Consider the following 15191-nt stretch of genomic DNA (forward strand, 5'->3'; position numbering starts at 1 on the left):
ATTAACAATTTATTTTATAATCTTATACAAGTGTTGATATAATTGAATTTATAGAAGTTTATATTCATTTTTTAGTTATATTAAGTTACAATAAATTTATTGTATAATTGGAGGAGTTAATATGAAACACATAACAAGTTTACTGATTTGGATACTTTTTACACCCTTACTTACTTTGTTAGTTTGGCTATTTGCTTCACATACATTAGTCCTATACATCAATACCTTTTTCTATATTTCCATTTCATTAGCTATCTTCTTCTTCATTATTATTGTTGTCCAAGAAGGTATTTTAGATCCTACAAGCTATGGTTTTAGAAGATTAAAATACCAACTTACTAACAAAAAACATAAAGACACACTCGAAAATGACGAGTTTTTCAAACCTACGCAAGCAAAAAAGGAAAATTATTTTGTTACGCCATGGGTTAAAATTGCATTTGCTTGTAATTTATTTTATTTATTACTCTCTATCGTAATTTCTTTTGCAATATAAAAGACTGCATTAGATATTGTTTATTTTTCAACAATACTCTAATACAGTCTTTTTATTATCTTGTTTCTATATTGGGATTAAAGAATAATGCATAGTAAAGTAAGACGAAACCGATTAATACAACTGCAGCAACATAGACTGACATCATCCATGGCAGTAAAAATGCCCCCAAAATCAATCCGAATCTAGATAATACATTGGCTCCATAATAAGATACCATGCCAAATGTAGAATAGGTACTGCGCTTGTCATCAGGTATCATTAAAAAGCGCTGCGCATTTTGAATTGGTGAATAAATTAATTCTCCTAACGTGGCAATGATTGCAAATAAACACAATATCCAAAATGCACTGGCTGACGTCAATACACTATAACCTATCGTATATAACACTATACCGATGATAAAGACAGTTTTTTTAGAAGTTTGCGCTATAAGTCGATTCACTGTAAAAGTTAACGTCGCTACCACAATCGTATTGATAATCATAATGACAGTAAACATTCTGACACCATCTATGTAAAATCCTAAAAAATTAAAAGCTTCAAACTCATCTTTTAATCTAACTACGACATATGAATTTAAACTGAGTTCTGCCATAAAAACTAACATCATTCCTAAATTAAAAATCATATAGTATTTATCTTTAAGTACAACATGATAACTATTCATAAAATGTTTAAAGCGAGATGTCAGTTCTTCTTTCTTATTATAAATTTGTTCTACATCATAATATTTTTCAAATAAATACCAACTCACTAACATAGCAAAGAAAAACATAATAAATAACAAATGCTTGTGTCCTAAATATAGTACTGCACCTAACATCATTCCTATTGCAGTACTAATATTAAACATCCAATAATTGAGTTGATATACATATTCTCTTACGTCTTCATATATCGCATCCATGATAGCCGCTTCGAAAATAGGCTGACTCGCTGCAAATAAGGTTTCAAAAATAAACACTGTAGCACAAAAAATAATTAAACCAACACCATCCATGGTTACAGTAATACTTAAAATAATTAAGCACACTGCGTATAAAAAGTGTATATAATTAACGACTTTCTTCCTATTATAATTATCCCCTAAGTATCCACCTAGAAAAGACACAAAAAAACTAACTACGATATTTATTATTAAAAATGCACCGGCAAACACCGCATTTGTTTTGCTCGTTAAATATAAAGCCATAAAAGGTAAAATCGCTTGGCTCGCAATGGTCAAGATGAAATCAGCTATTAGCCTTGTTTTTAAAGTCGTCGATAACGTCATAAATTTCTTCAATTTTATCCCTCCAGACTTTTAAATTATTCCTATTATACATGAATTGTATGTTGTACATATACATTTTTAAAATTTTCCTTCCTTATTATGAAGTTAATAATGGTAAAAATGTATTATAACTACAAATATACAAAGTTTGTTAGCACTAAAGAAAATTCCAATATAAAAAAAACAGCCAAAATTTAAAATTTTAGCTGTTTTTTTATATTGTATATATTTTTAAATCTTTTAAAATTAAATGAAGTTTATAGATTTAGTCATTGATTTTTTTCAATACGAGTACGGCATTGTGTCCACCAAATCCTAAACTACTACTCATCGCATAATTAATCTCTAAGTCTTCTGCTTTATTTGGTACAATATCAAGATCACATTCTGGATCAGGGGAATTTGCATGGATTGTTGGCGCGATGCGGCTATCTCTAATTGAAAGTGCAGAGAATATCGCCTCTAACCCACCTGTAGCACCAAGTAAATGACCTGTCATTGATTTTGTTGAGCTCACTTTTAATGAGCTAGCAGCTTCTCCAAAAGTGTTTTTAATTGCTTGTATTTCTGTTAAGTCACCTAAAGGAGTGCTCGTACCGTGTGCGTTAAGATATTGTACATCCTGAGCTTTTATTTCTGCATCATCTAAAGCAGCTTGCATAGCACGTGAGCCACCTGCGCCTTCAGGGGCAGGTGCAGTGATATGGTGCGCATCACCTGTTGAGCCATAACCTACTACTTCAGCATAGATTTCTGCGCCTCGTGCCTGAGCATACTCTAGAGATTCAAGTACAACAATACCAGCGCCTTCGCCCATGACAAATCCATCGCGACCTTCTTGGAATGGTCGACAAGCTGTTTCTTTATCATCATTTGTAGATAAAGCACGACTCGCACTGAATCCTGCGATAGCCATATGCGTAATAGGTGCTTCTGCTCCACCTGAAATCATTGCGTCTGCATCTCCACGTTGAATGATTTTAAAAGCATCGCCAATCGAATTCGTACCTGTCGCACATGCAGTCACTGTAGCACCATTAGGCCCTTTAGCACCTAAATCAATTGATACTTGTCCTGCTGCCATGTCCGGTATAAGCATTGGTACAAAAAATGGACTTACTCGTTTTGGACCGCGGTTCATTAATGTGCTATGCGAAATTTCAAAAGTTTCCATTCCACCAATACCTGAACCAATCCATACACCAATTCTATTAGCTGTATTATCATTAATTTCTAATTTAGCATCGTTAACCGCTTCTCTAGCTGCCACAACTGCGTATTGTGTAAAACGGTCCATGCGACGCGCTTCTTTTTTAGGTATATGATCTTCTATATTAAAATCCTTTAGCTCTCCAGCTAAATGAACATTATAATCTGTTGTATCTACTCGTGTAATTGTATCGATACCACTTACCCCGTTTAAAGCATTATTCCATGTTGATTTAGCATCGTTGCCAAGAGGTGATAATGCGCCAATTCCTGTTATTACAACACGTTGTTCTTTGCTCATATTTTATCCTCCTATTTTCCCCATTTTAGTGTTACAGCGCCCCATGTAAGACCGCCGCCAAATCCTACTAATACTAAGACGTCATCGTCTTTTATCTTACCATTTTCTAATTCTTGAGCAATACTTAAAGGAATCGAAGCTGCAGATGTATTACCAAATTTATCTACAGAGACACTCATTTTTTCTTTTGGAATGCCTAAGCGTTCTCTTGCAGATTCCATAATTCTGATATTTGCTTGGTGTGGTACGAACATATCTACGTCTTCTGGTTTTAAATTTGCTTTAGCTATGGCATTGTTAGAGGCTTCACCCATAATTCTCACTGCAAATTTAAATACTTCACGACCATTCATAAATATTTTTCCATTTTCTGGATTTAAATATAAATGTTTAGCACCAGAACCATCAGAACCGAGTTCATAACTTAAAATACCACGGCCTTTAGATACTTCTCCGATTACAACTGCGCCAGCACCATCACCAAATAATATTGCAGTTGATCTGTCAGTAAAATCTGTAATTTTAGATAATTTATCTACACCGACAACAAGTATGTTTTTATAGTCCCCTGACTGAACAAATTGCTTAGCATTAATCATGGCATACATAAAGCCACTACATGCAGCAAGTTGATCCATCGAGGCAACTGTACCAACACCTAATTTCTCTTGTAACAGGTTGGCAACTGTAGGAAACGGAAATTCTCCTGTTGATGTTGCAACTATAATCATATCGATATCTGTTGCTTCGATATGAGCATCTTCTATCGCTTTTAAACTTGCTTGATAAGCTAAATCTGAAGTTTCTTCATCCTCATCAGCCCATCTTCTCTCTTTAATACCAGTCATTTGTGAAATCCATTCATCTGAAGTTTCTAAAAATGATTCAAAATAGGTATTGTCTACGACATTTTTAGGTGCGTATGCACCAAAACCTTTAATACCCACATCCATGGTTGTACACCTTCTCAATCTTATTTTTAATTTTAATACCAGGTATTAATTTAACATAATACACATTTCAAATACAAGAACAACACCTAACATATAAGATGTTTTACAGATTAATTATAATTTAAAACTTATATTATAACAATGTAAAACTAAGAATCTTACTTTGATACTATACAAACAGTACTTTCTTATTTATAATGAAAATATATATATTATATTGGAGGCATTACATAATGAAATACCTCGCAACTTTATTTTGGTCTATTGTCTTATTGCAAATGATTAACTTTGTGCTTAATAGTTTAGCAGGCGGTGGCGAGCTTAATCTCATCACACCTATTGTAGGCGCGATATTTTTCACTATTATTATTGTATTATTTGAAATGGTTATTAAAGGCAATAATGATGATACAAAGGAACAACATTAGAACACGTCTATAATTAGACGCGAAAAAAATGCCAACAAAGTCTCTGACTTTGTTGGCATTTTTTGTGCACACTTTTCACGGTCACAATCTCATCCTATAGTCAGCAGTCGCACCAAATCACTGACAGCTTTTAAATATTGAATGCTAATTTCTTAATTCATCTCTAATTTGAGCTTAGGTAAAATCTCTGTTTATATGAGTTCTTCATAAAGTGATTTCGACTTTTCAATCACATTTTTATTATAGCGTTCAGTATTTTTTCTCCATACAAATGTATACTTATTGGCATTAGCTTCAATTCTAGTACCATCAATAAATATGGATTCATTATCAATGCGTTTTAATCTATAAGTTAGGTTCTAAAGTTAACAAATAGAGACTTTAATAATTTATCCATGATTGGATGTACTCTAAAACGATTTATTGTTCTATATGATGGTTTTTGATTTTGAGATAACCACATCATACGACACTATCTGAAAGTGCAGCTTCAATTTGATTAACTGCATGTGCGATATCATTGTTATAGATCAAAACTTCAGTTTCCATTGGTAGTGTTATCTTAGTCATATTGTAATTTTTATACATAAGACACTTCGTTTTAAAGTTATGTTAGAGTAACTTTATTATACGAAAGTGGCTTATTTTTTTGTATAAATTTATATAATTGTACCGATTTTGTAAAGCGCTGACGCCTAGGGGAATAGTATGAGTCTGTAAAACAAATAATATCTCAACTCTATTGCTATATTGGCAGTAGATGACTGAAGTGAAAACGCGCATAATATTAAGCTTGTTTCACTTCTAGTCATCTTTGCCGGGGTGGGACGACGAAATCTTATTAGTAAAATTAGATTTTTGTCCCACTCCCATACCCCAGGCAAGCATGCGCTTTCAAAATCGGAATATTTTAACATAGAAAAGCAGCAATCTATTAAAAACTAATAGATTGCTGCTTTTAATTTGAGAATGGGATATTTATGTCCCAGGCTCTTATCTATGTTCTATACCATTCCTGTTATTGGGTTGGTATTATTATTTTAAGGTGACGCTCTATTTAAGTGTTTTACTTATCAGAAGCTAGTTAATTGAAATTCTACTTATTCCGTGTCTGGTTTGATTTCTTCAAATATCAAACCATCATCTACTAAGTCTATGTTTACTTTTGTACCTTCTGTTAAGTTTTCTTTAATCATTTTGCGTGCCAGTGGTGTTTCAATTTGTCTTTGAACAAAACGTTTCAATGGTCGAGCACCAAATTGTGGTTCATAAGCTTCTTCACCTAGCCATGCTTTTGCTTTATCAGACACATCAATTGAGAGTCTTTGTGACATAAGTCTGATGTTTAATTGCGTTAATATTTTATCTACAATTAAACTCATATCGCCAATTGTTAATGGTTTAAAGAGTACAATATCATCCATACGGTTGATAATTTCAGGTTTGAAATATTGATTCAAGCTATTCATTACAGCTTTTTCAGTTGCATCAGTAATGACACCTGCATCCTTAACATTTTCTAATAGTACTTGAGAACCTATATTACTTGTCATAATAATAATTGTATTTTTAAAATCAACTTCTCGACCTTTAGAATCCGTTAAACGACCTTCTTCTAATATTTGTAAAAGCACATTAAATACATCTGAATGTGCCTTTTCAATTTCATCTAACAATATCACTGAATATGGATTACGGCGAACAGCCTCTGTTAATTGTCCACCTTCATCATGGCCTACATAGCCTGGAGGTGCACCGATTAAGCGTGAAACTGAGTGTTTTTCCATATATTCACTCATATCAATACGAATCATATGTTTTTCAGAATCAAATAGCGTTGATGCTAATGATTTAGCAAGTTCTGTTTTACCTACGCCTGTTGGACCTAAGAATAAGAAACTACCAATAGGTCTATTTGGATCTTTAATACCCGCACGTGCTCTTACAACAGCGTCTGCAACTAAATCTACCGCTTTATCTTGTCCTACTACACGCTCATGTAAAATATCAGATAGATTTAATAATTTTTCTCTTTCAGTTTCAACAAGTTTAGATACTGGTATACCTGTCCAAGAACTAACAATATCGCCAATTTCTTCATCTGTAACAATTTCGCGAATGATGCGATCATTATCACCATTTTGTTCGTTTTGGAACGCATCTTCAAGTTCACGTAATTCTTTTTCTAATTCTGGAATTTTACCATGTTGTAATTCCGCTGCTTTTTCTAAATCATAATTATTTTCAGCATCTTCTAATGCTTTTCTACTTTCATCTAACTCTGTACGTTTTTCTTGTAGTTTTGCTATTTTACCTTTTTCTTCTTCAACACGAGATTGTATTGCATTTTGTTTTTCTTTTTCATTAGATAATTCTTGTTGCAATTCTTGTAAACGCTGTTTACTTAAATTATCAGATTCATTTTTTAAGGCGCTTTCCTCAATTTCTAATTGCATTACACGTCTATTGACTTGATCTAGTTCAGTAGGATTGGAACCCATCTCAGTGCGAATCGTTGCACACGCTTGATCCACTAAATCAATCGCTTTATCAGGTAAGAAACGATCTGTAATATAGCGATCTGATAATTCTGCAGCAGCTACGATTGCTTTATCTTGTATACGGACACCATGATACACTTCGTAACGTTCTTTTAGTCCACGTAAAATTGAAATTGTGTCTTCTACATCAGGTTCAGATACATTTACTTTTTGGAAACGACGTTCTAATGCCGAATCTTTTTCAATATATTCTCTGTATTCATTCAATGTTGTTGCACCAATACAATGTAATTCGCCACGTGCAAGCATAGGTTTCAACATATTCCCAGCGTCCATAGCACCTTCTGTTTTACCTGCACCAACAAGCATATGAATTTCATCAATAAATAATAAAATTCTACCATCTGAATCTTTCACTTCTTTTAATACTGCTTTCAAACGTTCTTCAAATTCACCACGATATTTAGCACCTGCTACGAGTGCACTTAAATCTAATTCGAAAATTGTTTTATCTAGTAAAGATTCAGGTACGTCTTTACGCACAATACGTTGAGCTAGTCCTTCAACAATTGCTGTTTTACCAACGCCAGGTTCACCTATCAATACTGGATTATTTTTTGTTTTTCTACTTAAAATTCTGACTGTATTTCTAATTTCTTCGTCACGACCTATGACTGGATCCATATTCCCTTTACGTACTTCTTCAACTAGATCGCGACCATATTTTTCTAATGCTTCATAATTTGATTCTGGATTTTGTGACGTCACGTGATTACCTCCTCTTATTTTTTTAATAATTTCTTCGATGACTTCTTTTTTGTTACCGACAAACTGTTTTGTTGTTTCATCAATTTCCATGGCAGAAAGTATAAGATGTTCCATAGAAATATATTCATCTTCATAGGAATTCATATAAGATTCTGCTTTATTTAAAAGTTCGTTTGCTTTAGGGCTGATGTATTGCCCATATTGAATGTTTTCTCCTTGAACCGATGGATAATTTTTTAATTTTTCATTATATGCATTAACAAGTTGTTCTGTATCAATATTTGCTCTTTCTAGAACACTTTTAAATAGGCTTTCATTTTCTTCAAGTGCTGCTTTAAGCACAGCTTCAATTTCTATATTTTGGTTCTCATTTTCTTTTGCCAATTCAACTGCTTTTTGTAAAGCACCTTGAACTGCATAGGTCATTTGATTAATATCCAAAATGATTCACCTCACCATTAAAAGTTTGATCAAAATAAATCAAGTTTGACTTTGACTTTCTTTGACCTTAATTTAATTATAGTCTTTTTCATTTAAATAATCAACAAATTAGTCTACATTTTAAAATTTATTTCATCTATTTATAAGTCAATGTCTATCAGTCTTTTGCCCATTTTTCACTACGCTTAAACACTGTTTTTCACGCTTTTAAATAGCGTGGTAAAAACTTGATTAAAAAGTATATTCTGCTAGACTTCTTGTAACTTTACAATAAAGGAAGTGTCCAAAAATGACTGAAGAAATCAAATTGCCTGTCCCACCTTTCAATGCACAGAGCGCCTTACAAAAAGTGAAAATGGCAGAAACTACATGGAATACTAGAGATCCAGAAAAAGTATGCTTAGCATATACAGAAGATTCAGTTTGGCGAAACCGTAGTGAATTTTTCGAAGGTCGTGAGCAAATTAAAGCATTTCTTTATAGAAAATGGGATAAAGAACTAGATTATAAATTAATGAAAGAATTGTGGTGCTATACTGACAACCGTATATCTGTTAGATTTGAATACGAATGGCGAGATGCAAGTACAAATCAGTGGATGCGTACGCATGGTAATGAACATTGGGAATTTAATGCTAATGGATTCATGACAAGACGTGATATGAGCGCGAATGATTACCCTATTCATGAAACAGATAAAAAATATTGAAATTAAAATGTGCAATTCATCATAGCGGTATTTTATGACCACGTTTGACTAGTTAATACAACACTTTACAAAGACTACAGTTTGAAGCTATAGTCTTGGAAAACATGTATAAAATTGTCGACAAAGCCTAATACTTTGTCGACATTCTGAACGTCCTCAAAAATTGAGGGCGTTTTTATTAATTTTAATTATAAACTTCCACATATTACTTCTTGTTTATTTATCATTTTTTCAGAAGTATATGTTTTAATATTTCATCAGTCATAGCCTCAACAACTGACTTTTCTAAATGAATACCATCTGGTGCAAAATATTCAGAGTGACCTGCAGAAAGTTTGTACCAATCGATGAACGTGGCGTTATCATGTTCTTTAGATACATCATTCATCAGTGCATTAACGTGACTTTCATAATTTCTTGGTACTCGTGTGTTTATTAAATAAACTATAGCGCTACCAAATTTACTAATTAATTCATTTAATTGTTCTTTAGAAAAATCACCGTTTGTAATTTAGAAGACAAAAAAACTAGTCTAAGTAAAAGTACATTTGAAAATGTACTTACTAGACTAGTTTTCATTCTACATAATAAAGCTTAGCTTACGCCTAAAGCAATCTTAGCGTAACGAGACATCTTATCTTTGCCCCATGGTGGACTCCAAACGATATTAATCTCTGTATCCTTAACTTCCGGAACTTCAGCTAATACTTCTTTCACTTGATTCATAATCTGCGGTCCCATTGGACAACCCATAGAAGTCAGTGTCATATCTACTGTGCATAAGCCTTCATCATCAACATTCACATTATATATTAAGCCTAAGTTCACAATATCAATACCTAACTCAGGGTCAATTACCATTTCTAAAGCACCTAATATGCTATCTTTTAAATCTTCCTCCATAAATTTCACCTCTTCGTATTTAATCTTATTAACAATATATCAAATATCTTACAAAACGCCAATAAAATGCTATGATATTTATACATCAATTATCAAAGATTAAGGAGATTTACATGAAACCTTATTTAATTTGTCTAGACTTAGACGGAACACTTTTGAACGATGAAAAAGTGATCACACCATATACTAAAGAAGTACTAACAACTTTACAAAATCAAGGTCACAAATTAATGATTGCTACTGGTCGACCTTACAGAGCAAGCCAAATTTATTATCATGAACTTAATATGAATACACCTGTCGTTAACTTTAACGGCGCATTTGTACATCATCCAAAAGATGATCAATTTGAAACAATGCATGAAAGACTAGATTTTGATTTAGCTCGTAATATTATTCAATCTTTAAATGATTTTGGCGTTACTAATATTATTGCAGAAGTGAAAGATTATGTATTTCTTAATAGCTATGATCAAAAATTATTCGATGGTTTTTCCATGGGTACGCCAAAAATTGAAACAGGCGATTTACTTACATGTTTAAATGAATCACCGACTTCAATTTTAGTAGAAGCAGAAGAATTTATGATTCCTAGAGTTAAACAAATGCTTACACGATTCTATGCAGAAAATATTGAACACCGTAGATGGGGTTCACCTTTCCCAGTTATAGAAATCGTAAAACAAGGTATCAGCAAAGCACGTGGTATTGATTATGTTAAAACACATTTAGATATTGATAGAAATCATATTATCGCATTCGGTGATGAAGATAATGATTTAGAAATGATTAAATACGCAAAACATGGTATCGCAATGGAAAATGGCTTGGATGAGTTAAAACATATTGCGAATGAAGTCACACATTCAAATAATAATGATGGTATTGGTCGTTATTTAAATGATTACTTCCAATTAAACATTCCATATGAAGTAACTGTAAAATCTTATATTTAATATGAGAATTACTCACTAGGAGGCAATTTATTATGAATAAGATCATAGTCGTTGGTGCTGTTGCTGGTGGTGCAACTGTCGCCAGCCAAATAAGAAGATTAGATCAAGAAAGTGAAATCATTGTCTTCGAGAAAGATCGTGATATGAGTTTTGCAAACTGCGCCTTGCCTTATTATTTAGGAAACATCGTAGCATCAAGAGATCAAATACTAGAAGCAACACCAGAATCATTTTACGATGCTAAACAGATTGTAGTGAAACCTTATCATGAAGTAACCTCAATCAATGATACTTCACAAACCATAACTGTTTACGATTACACCCAAGATAAAACCTTTGAAGAACGATATGACACATTAATTCTAAGCCCTGGCTGTAGTGCTAATACGTTAAACTTAAATAGCGATATGACATTCACTTTAAGAAATATGGAAGATACAGATGCAATTGAAGACTTTATTGAAGCTAACCAAGTTAAAAAAGCGCTCGTTATCGGTGCTGGCTATATTGGTTTAGAAATTATAGATAATTTATATGAAAGAGGTATCGCACCTACGTTAGTTCATCGTTCAACACATCTCAATAAATTAATGGACGAAGACATGAATCAACCAATTATCGATGAAATTGAGAAAAGACATATAGACTATCGTTTAAATGAACAAGTATCCAAAGTTATTGGTAATGAAGTTCACTTTAAGTCGGGTAAAGTCGAAGATTATGACCTTATAATAGAAGGTATCGGAGTCAAACCAAATTCAGCATTTATTGAGTCATCCAATGTCATTCTAGATGACAAGGGCTATGTGCCAGTGAATGATCAATTTCAAACTAACATTCCTAATATCTATGCTTTAGGTGATATTATCACTTCACATTATCGCCATGTAGATTTAAATGCACATATCCCGTTAGCTTGGGGCGCACATCGTGGTGCAAGCATCATTGCAGAACAATTAGCCGGTGACCCATCTATACAATTTAAAGGTTACTTAGGTTCAAATATTGTAAAATTTTTCGATTATACTTTTGCAAGTGTAGGTGTATCTCCACAGGAACTTTCGAACTTCGACTATGAAACTGTTGAAGCCAAACAAGGAGAACATGCGGGTTATTATCCAGGTAATACAAAGTTACATTTACGCATTCATTTTGACAAAACGAACCGACGTATTTTACGTGCCGCTGCTGTTGGAAAGAAAGGTGCAGACAAACGTATAGATGTGCTCTCTATGGCAATGATGCATAAATTAACTATAGACGAATTAACAGAATTTGAAGTTGCTTACGCCCCACCCTATAGTAGACCTAAAGATATCATTAATATGATTGGTTACAAAGCACGCAATAAATAGCACTAGTGATTCAAACTAAAAGGGACCTTCCAAAATTGGAAGATCCCTTTTTAATTAAACTTGATTTATGTTTTAAAATTTTTATAAACCAAATAGTTGCGTAATTGGTCCCCATGGCAAGATAACACCTAAAAGCATAGTAATTAAAATAACAATAATCGTTGTCCACAATAAACCATGACTTGATTGACCTTTTTTACGTTTTGCAAGTGACACTTCCATAAGTGCAACTACTGCTACGCCACCAATCATTTTCAACGTAAGTAACATATGCCCGCCAGCGTTACCAGATGAGAATGCTTGAATCCATGTCCAAAAACCTGAAATTAAAACTAATACCATAAACACTCTTAAGAGCATATGGATTGGTTTAAAGTAAGGTGATGCGCCTTGTTTTACTGAAAAATTAAAATAAGCAGCAAAAAACAAGATTACTAATAACACCCAACTTGCAATATGCATGTGTAACATAATATATAACCCCCACACAATTTGTACTTCAATAATATGTAAAACAGAAGTATGTTGCACCTTTTAATTAGTAAAATAAAAAGTACCTTTCTTAATCATACTCAAAATAAGTATATTTTTCAAAAAAGAAATTCTGCACTACTTATTTTATTTGAATATGCCCGTTATTGCAATGTTAATTCTATTTTTCGCATATTAAAACCGGGCCTCACATATGTCAGCCCGGTTAATATATCTATCGTTTATTTTTCTGCGATAAAATTAGTCAGTGTACCAATGTTATCAATTGTCACTTTAACTTCATCACCTGGTTGTAAAAATTGCGGAGGATTCATTCCTGCGCCTACGCCAGCAGGTGTACCAGTTGCAATAATATCACCTGGATGTAAAGCAACATATTTAGAAATTTCTTCAATTAATTCATCTATTTTAAGAATCATTGCACTCGTATTACCGTCTTGACGAATATCATTGTTTACTTTTGTAACAATATTCACGTCTTCAGGTGTAGGTAATTCATCTTTAGTTACGATGTAAGGTCCAACGGGGCATCCGCCAGTTAAACTTTTAGATAAGAATGCTTGATCTTGTGCATCTTGAGCTTTACGGTCTGTAACATCATTAATAATTGTATAACCATAAATGTAATCTAATGCTAAGCCTTTTGGTATTTTTTCACCAGATTTCCCAATAACAATACCTAATTCACCTTCATAATCTAATTGATCTGTAATATCTTTATGATTAGGAATTGTACTATTATCTCCAGTTAATGAAGAAGCGGCTTTAGTAAATACGTACAAGCGTTGAACTTCGTGATTTAATTCGTTAGCATGATCTTGATAATTACGTCCAAAGGCAATGACATTATTAGTTGGTGTTACTGGTGGTAAAAATTCAATGTCAGCAAATTGTACTTTATAATCTTCGCCTTTACCACTATCTTCTGCAGCAACAACTGCTTTACGAACTTCTTCTTGAAAATCTACGACTTGGTTTTGTTGAAGGCCGTCTAATAACGTTTTAGGATGGAACGCGCCCTCCGAAAAATCTGCAAAAACTTTTTGTAAGTCCCACGCAGCTTCTTCACGTTTTACTTTCACACCATATGATGTCTGTCCTTCATGTCTGAATGATAGGAATTTCATTCAATATCAGCTCCTCATCTATATCTTATTACATATTATAACTATATTTACTACTAAATAACAAATAAATAACTAGAATTTTCAAAATTCTATTGTTTTGTGTCTAATGCGTCTTATTTTAAGTAAGTAATTTTCCGCCATAACCACTCGATGGGTCCATACTTAAAGAATTTCAAATAATAATAACAAGCTAAAAGTTGCAAACTATATACAACTACTACGATAATATAAGATTGATAAAGCGGTAACTTGTTGTATAAACTTAAGCCAATATCATAATAAATGAATGTGAAAATGATACTTTGTGATATATAAACTGATAAACTAAGTTTTCCAGGATATTTAAAAATGTCTAGTACCTTCGCAGCTTTGGCATATTGACATAAGCGAACAAAGATCAAGATGTATCCCATTGCAAGAATCGGGCCACCTACCATTGAACTTATGACTGAAAACGTATTGTTTGCATAATCTAAGGCAAATGGAAGTTTAATAAAATAACCGATAATAAATAAAGTGCTCCCCCATGTCATGGCACTACGTGGGTTGTTTTGAATCTTAGTTATCAAACTTAATTTTTGTGCGGCAATACCTATAAGTATGTAAGGTAAAAGATCAAGATATGCAGCTCTTGTAACAATATCTATAACACTATACTTACTTTCCAATCCATTAACTTGTAAGAATTCAAAGTAATGACCATTTTGTTTGATATCAACCAATTGCGCAAGTGATTTACCTGTATAATTACTTGCTTCATGGCGACCTTTATTCCAGTATGCTAAAGAAATTGGAATAACTAATATGACAATTTTCATTATAAATAAGCCAGCAGCTGATTTAATTAAAGTCTTAGGTTTCAACTTGATAAATAAAACTGCAATCATACCGGTAAAGCCATATCCAAATAAAATATCTCCATTAAATAAAAAATAGCCATGTAGTACACCAAAAATAAGTAAAACTACTAATCTTCGATATATAAAAGGATAATATGACATCCCTCTACGTTTACTATTTTCATACATAATGCTTAATCCATATCCAAATAACATTGTAAATATTGGATAAAATGAACTGATAACAAAAAGTGTAACAATGCGGAATAGCCCTTCATTGGCACCATTTAATACTCCAGGTAGATAAGTTTCCTCATAAGGAAAACTAAAAACTAAAATATTCATTAATATGATGCCAAACAAACTAAAACCACGTAATGCATCTAATTCAAATAATCTGCGTTGCGGTGACACAATATAGCACCTCTTTTTGGAAA

The 15191-nt window shown here is 32.8% G+C and carries 13 protein-coding genes and 2 pseudogenes; 5 read left to right on the forward strand and 10 right to left on the reverse strand.

Annotated features, from left to right (window positions below; translation table 11 throughout):
- Window positions 1-121: 121 nt before the first annotated feature.
- The gene (locus MHB47_RS09360; RefSeq protein WP_340756333.1) at window positions 122-496 is read left to right on the forward strand and encodes a DUF3899 domain-containing protein; all 375 of its coding nucleotides are present in this window, start codon (window positions 122-124) and stop codon (window positions 494-496) included.
- A 55-nt stretch (window positions 497-551) separates the two neighbouring features.
- On the opposite strand, the gene MHB47_RS09365 is transcribed toward MHB47_RS09360, so the two are convergent.
- From MHB47_RS09365 to MHB47_RS09375, 3 genes are all read right to left on the reverse strand, one after another.
- Complete coding sequence (locus tag MHB47_RS09365) at window positions 552-1784, reverse strand: MFS transporter (protein WP_340756335.1); 1233 nt, start codon at window positions 1782-1784, stop codon at window positions 552-554.
- Between the two features lie 253 nt (window positions 1785-2037).
- The gene (gene fabF / locus MHB47_RS09370) at window positions 2038-3282 is read right to left on the reverse strand and encodes a beta-ketoacyl-ACP synthase II (protein ID WP_277581446.1); all 1245 of its coding nucleotides are present in this window, start codon (window positions 3280-3282) and stop codon (window positions 2038-2040) included.
- Between the two features lie 11 nt (window positions 3283-3293).
- Window positions 3294-4235, reverse strand: coding sequence for a beta-ketoacyl-ACP synthase III (locus tag MHB47_RS09375; RefSeq protein WP_277581445.1), 942 nt, complete (start codon window positions 4233-4235; stop codon window positions 3294-3296).
- A 233-nt stretch (window positions 4236-4468) separates the two neighbouring features.
- On the opposite strand from MHB47_RS09375, the gene MHB47_RS09380 reads away from it, so the two are divergent.
- Window positions 4469-4663 (forward strand): DUF2929 family protein, encoded by a 195-nt coding sequence (locus tag MHB47_RS09380; RefSeq protein ID WP_002508112.1) that lies wholly within the window; start codon window positions 4469-4471, stop codon window positions 4661-4663.
- 194 nt (window positions 4664-4857) lie between these two features.
- Here MHB47_RS09380 and MHB47_RS13480 read toward each other — a convergent pair.
- Together MHB47_RS13480 and clpB are read right to left on the reverse strand one after the other, a co-directional pair.
- Window positions 4858-5251, reverse strand: a pseudogene (locus MHB47_RS13480) (transposase); the annotation flags it as partial.
- Window positions 5252-5763: 512 nt separating this feature from the next.
- On the reverse strand, window positions 5764-8373 hold the full coding sequence (gene clpB, locus MHB47_RS09385; protein WP_340756340.1) for an ATP-dependent chaperone ClpB: 2610 nt from the start codon (window positions 8371-8373) through the stop codon (window positions 5764-5766).
- Between the two features lie 289 nt (window positions 8374-8662).
- Here clpB and MHB47_RS09390 point away from each other — a divergent pair, with 289 nt between their 5' ends.
- Window positions 8663-9082: a nuclear transport factor 2 family protein gene (locus MHB47_RS09390; RefSeq protein ID WP_340756342.1), complete on the forward strand. Its 420-nt coding sequence runs from the start codon at window positions 8663-8665 to the stop codon at window positions 9080-9082.
- Between the two features lie 223 nt (window positions 9083-9305).
- Here the strand turns inward: MHB47_RS09390 and MHB47_RS09395 are convergent.
- Together MHB47_RS09395 and MHB47_RS09400 are read right to left on the reverse strand one after the other, a co-directional pair.
- Window positions 9306-9590: pseudogene (locus MHB47_RS09395) on the reverse strand (acyltransferase family protein); the annotation flags it as partial.
- An 86-nt stretch (window positions 9591-9676) separates the two neighbouring features.
- The gene (locus tag MHB47_RS09400) at window positions 9677-9985 is read right to left on the reverse strand and encodes a metal-sulfur cluster assembly factor (RefSeq protein ID WP_002508116.1); all 309 of its coding nucleotides are present in this window, start codon (window positions 9983-9985) and stop codon (window positions 9677-9679) included.
- Window positions 9986-10098: 113 nt separating this feature from the next.
- Here MHB47_RS09400 and MHB47_RS09405 point away from each other — a divergent pair, with 113 nt between their 5' ends.
- A complete protein-coding gene (locus MHB47_RS09405) occupies window positions 10099-10941 on the forward strand; it encodes a Cof-type HAD-IIB family hydrolase (protein ID WP_002508117.1) in 843 nt (280 codons plus the stop codon).
- A gap of 32 nt (window positions 10942-10973) precedes the next feature.
- Window positions 10974-12296 carry a CoA-disulfide reductase gene (locus MHB47_RS09410; protein WP_340756344.1) on the forward strand — a complete coding sequence of 441 codons (1323 nt, stop codon included), beginning with the start codon at window positions 10974-10976 and terminating at the stop codon, window positions 12294-12296.
- 81 nt (window positions 12297-12377) lie between these two features.
- Here MHB47_RS09410 and MHB47_RS09415 read toward each other — a convergent pair whose 3' ends face one another.
- From MHB47_RS09415 to MHB47_RS09425, 3 genes are all read right to left on the reverse strand, one after another.
- The gene (locus tag MHB47_RS09415) at window positions 12378-12767 is read right to left on the reverse strand and encodes a YisL family protein (RefSeq protein WP_002508119.1); all 390 of its coding nucleotides are present in this window, start codon (window positions 12765-12767) and stop codon (window positions 12378-12380) included.
- A 242-nt stretch (window positions 12768-13009) separates the two neighbouring features.
- Entirely contained in the window at window positions 13010-13915 is a 906-nt protein-coding gene (locus MHB47_RS09420) for a fumarylacetoacetate hydrolase family protein (RefSeq protein ID WP_002508120.1), read from the reverse strand.
- Between the two features lie 113 nt (window positions 13916-14028).
- Entirely contained in the window at window positions 14029-15168 is a 1140-nt protein-coding gene (locus MHB47_RS09425; RefSeq protein WP_340756346.1) for a DUF418 domain-containing protein, read from the reverse strand.
- Window positions 15169-15191 lie beyond the last annotated feature (23 nt).

Origin of the sequence: Staphylococcus sp. FSL K6-3157 (assembly GCF_038005145.1) — a bacterium.
Lineage (GTDB): Bacteria > Bacillota > Bacilli > Staphylococcales > Staphylococcaceae > Staphylococcus > Staphylococcus equorum.

Excerpts from the sequence above, each read along its gene's own strand:
- fabF (WP_277581446.1), bottom strand. The coding sequence starts at position 3,282 with ATGAGCAAAGAACAACGTGTTGTAATAACAGGAATTGGCGCATTATCA.
- MHB47_RS09410 (WP_340756344.1), top strand. The coding sequence starts at position 10,974 with ATGAATAAGATCATAGTCGTTGGTGCTGTTGCTGGTGGTGCAACTGTC.
- MHB47_RS09380 (WP_002508112.1), top strand. The coding sequence starts at position 4,469 with ATGAAATACCTCGCAACTTTATTTTGGTCTATTGTCTTATTGCAAATG.
- MHB47_RS09390 (WP_340756342.1), top strand. The coding sequence starts at position 8,663 with ATGACTGAAGAAATCAAATTGCCTGTCCCACCTTTCAATGCACAGAGC.
- MHB47_RS09420 (WP_002508120.1), bottom strand. The coding sequence starts at position 13,915 with ATGAAATTCCTATCATTCAGACATGAAGGACAGACATCATATGGTGTG.
- MHB47_RS09360 (WP_340756333.1), top strand. The coding sequence starts at position 122 with ATGAAACACATAACAAGTTTACTGATTTGGATACTTTTTACACCCTTA.
- MHB47_RS09400 (WP_002508116.1), bottom strand. The coding sequence starts at position 9,985 with ATGGAGGAAGATTTAAAAGATAGCATATTAGGTGCTTTAGAAATGGTA.
- MHB47_RS09405 (WP_002508117.1), top strand. The coding sequence starts at position 10,099 with ATGAAACCTTATTTAATTTGTCTAGACTTAGACGGAACACTTTTGAAC.
- MHB47_RS09375 (WP_277581445.1), bottom strand. The coding sequence starts at position 4,235 with ATGGATGTGGGTATTAAAGGTTTTGGTGCATACGCACCTAAAAATGTC.
- MHB47_RS09415 (WP_002508119.1), bottom strand. The coding sequence starts at position 12,767 with ATGTTACACATGCATATTGCAAGTTGGGTGTTATTAGTAATCTTGTTT.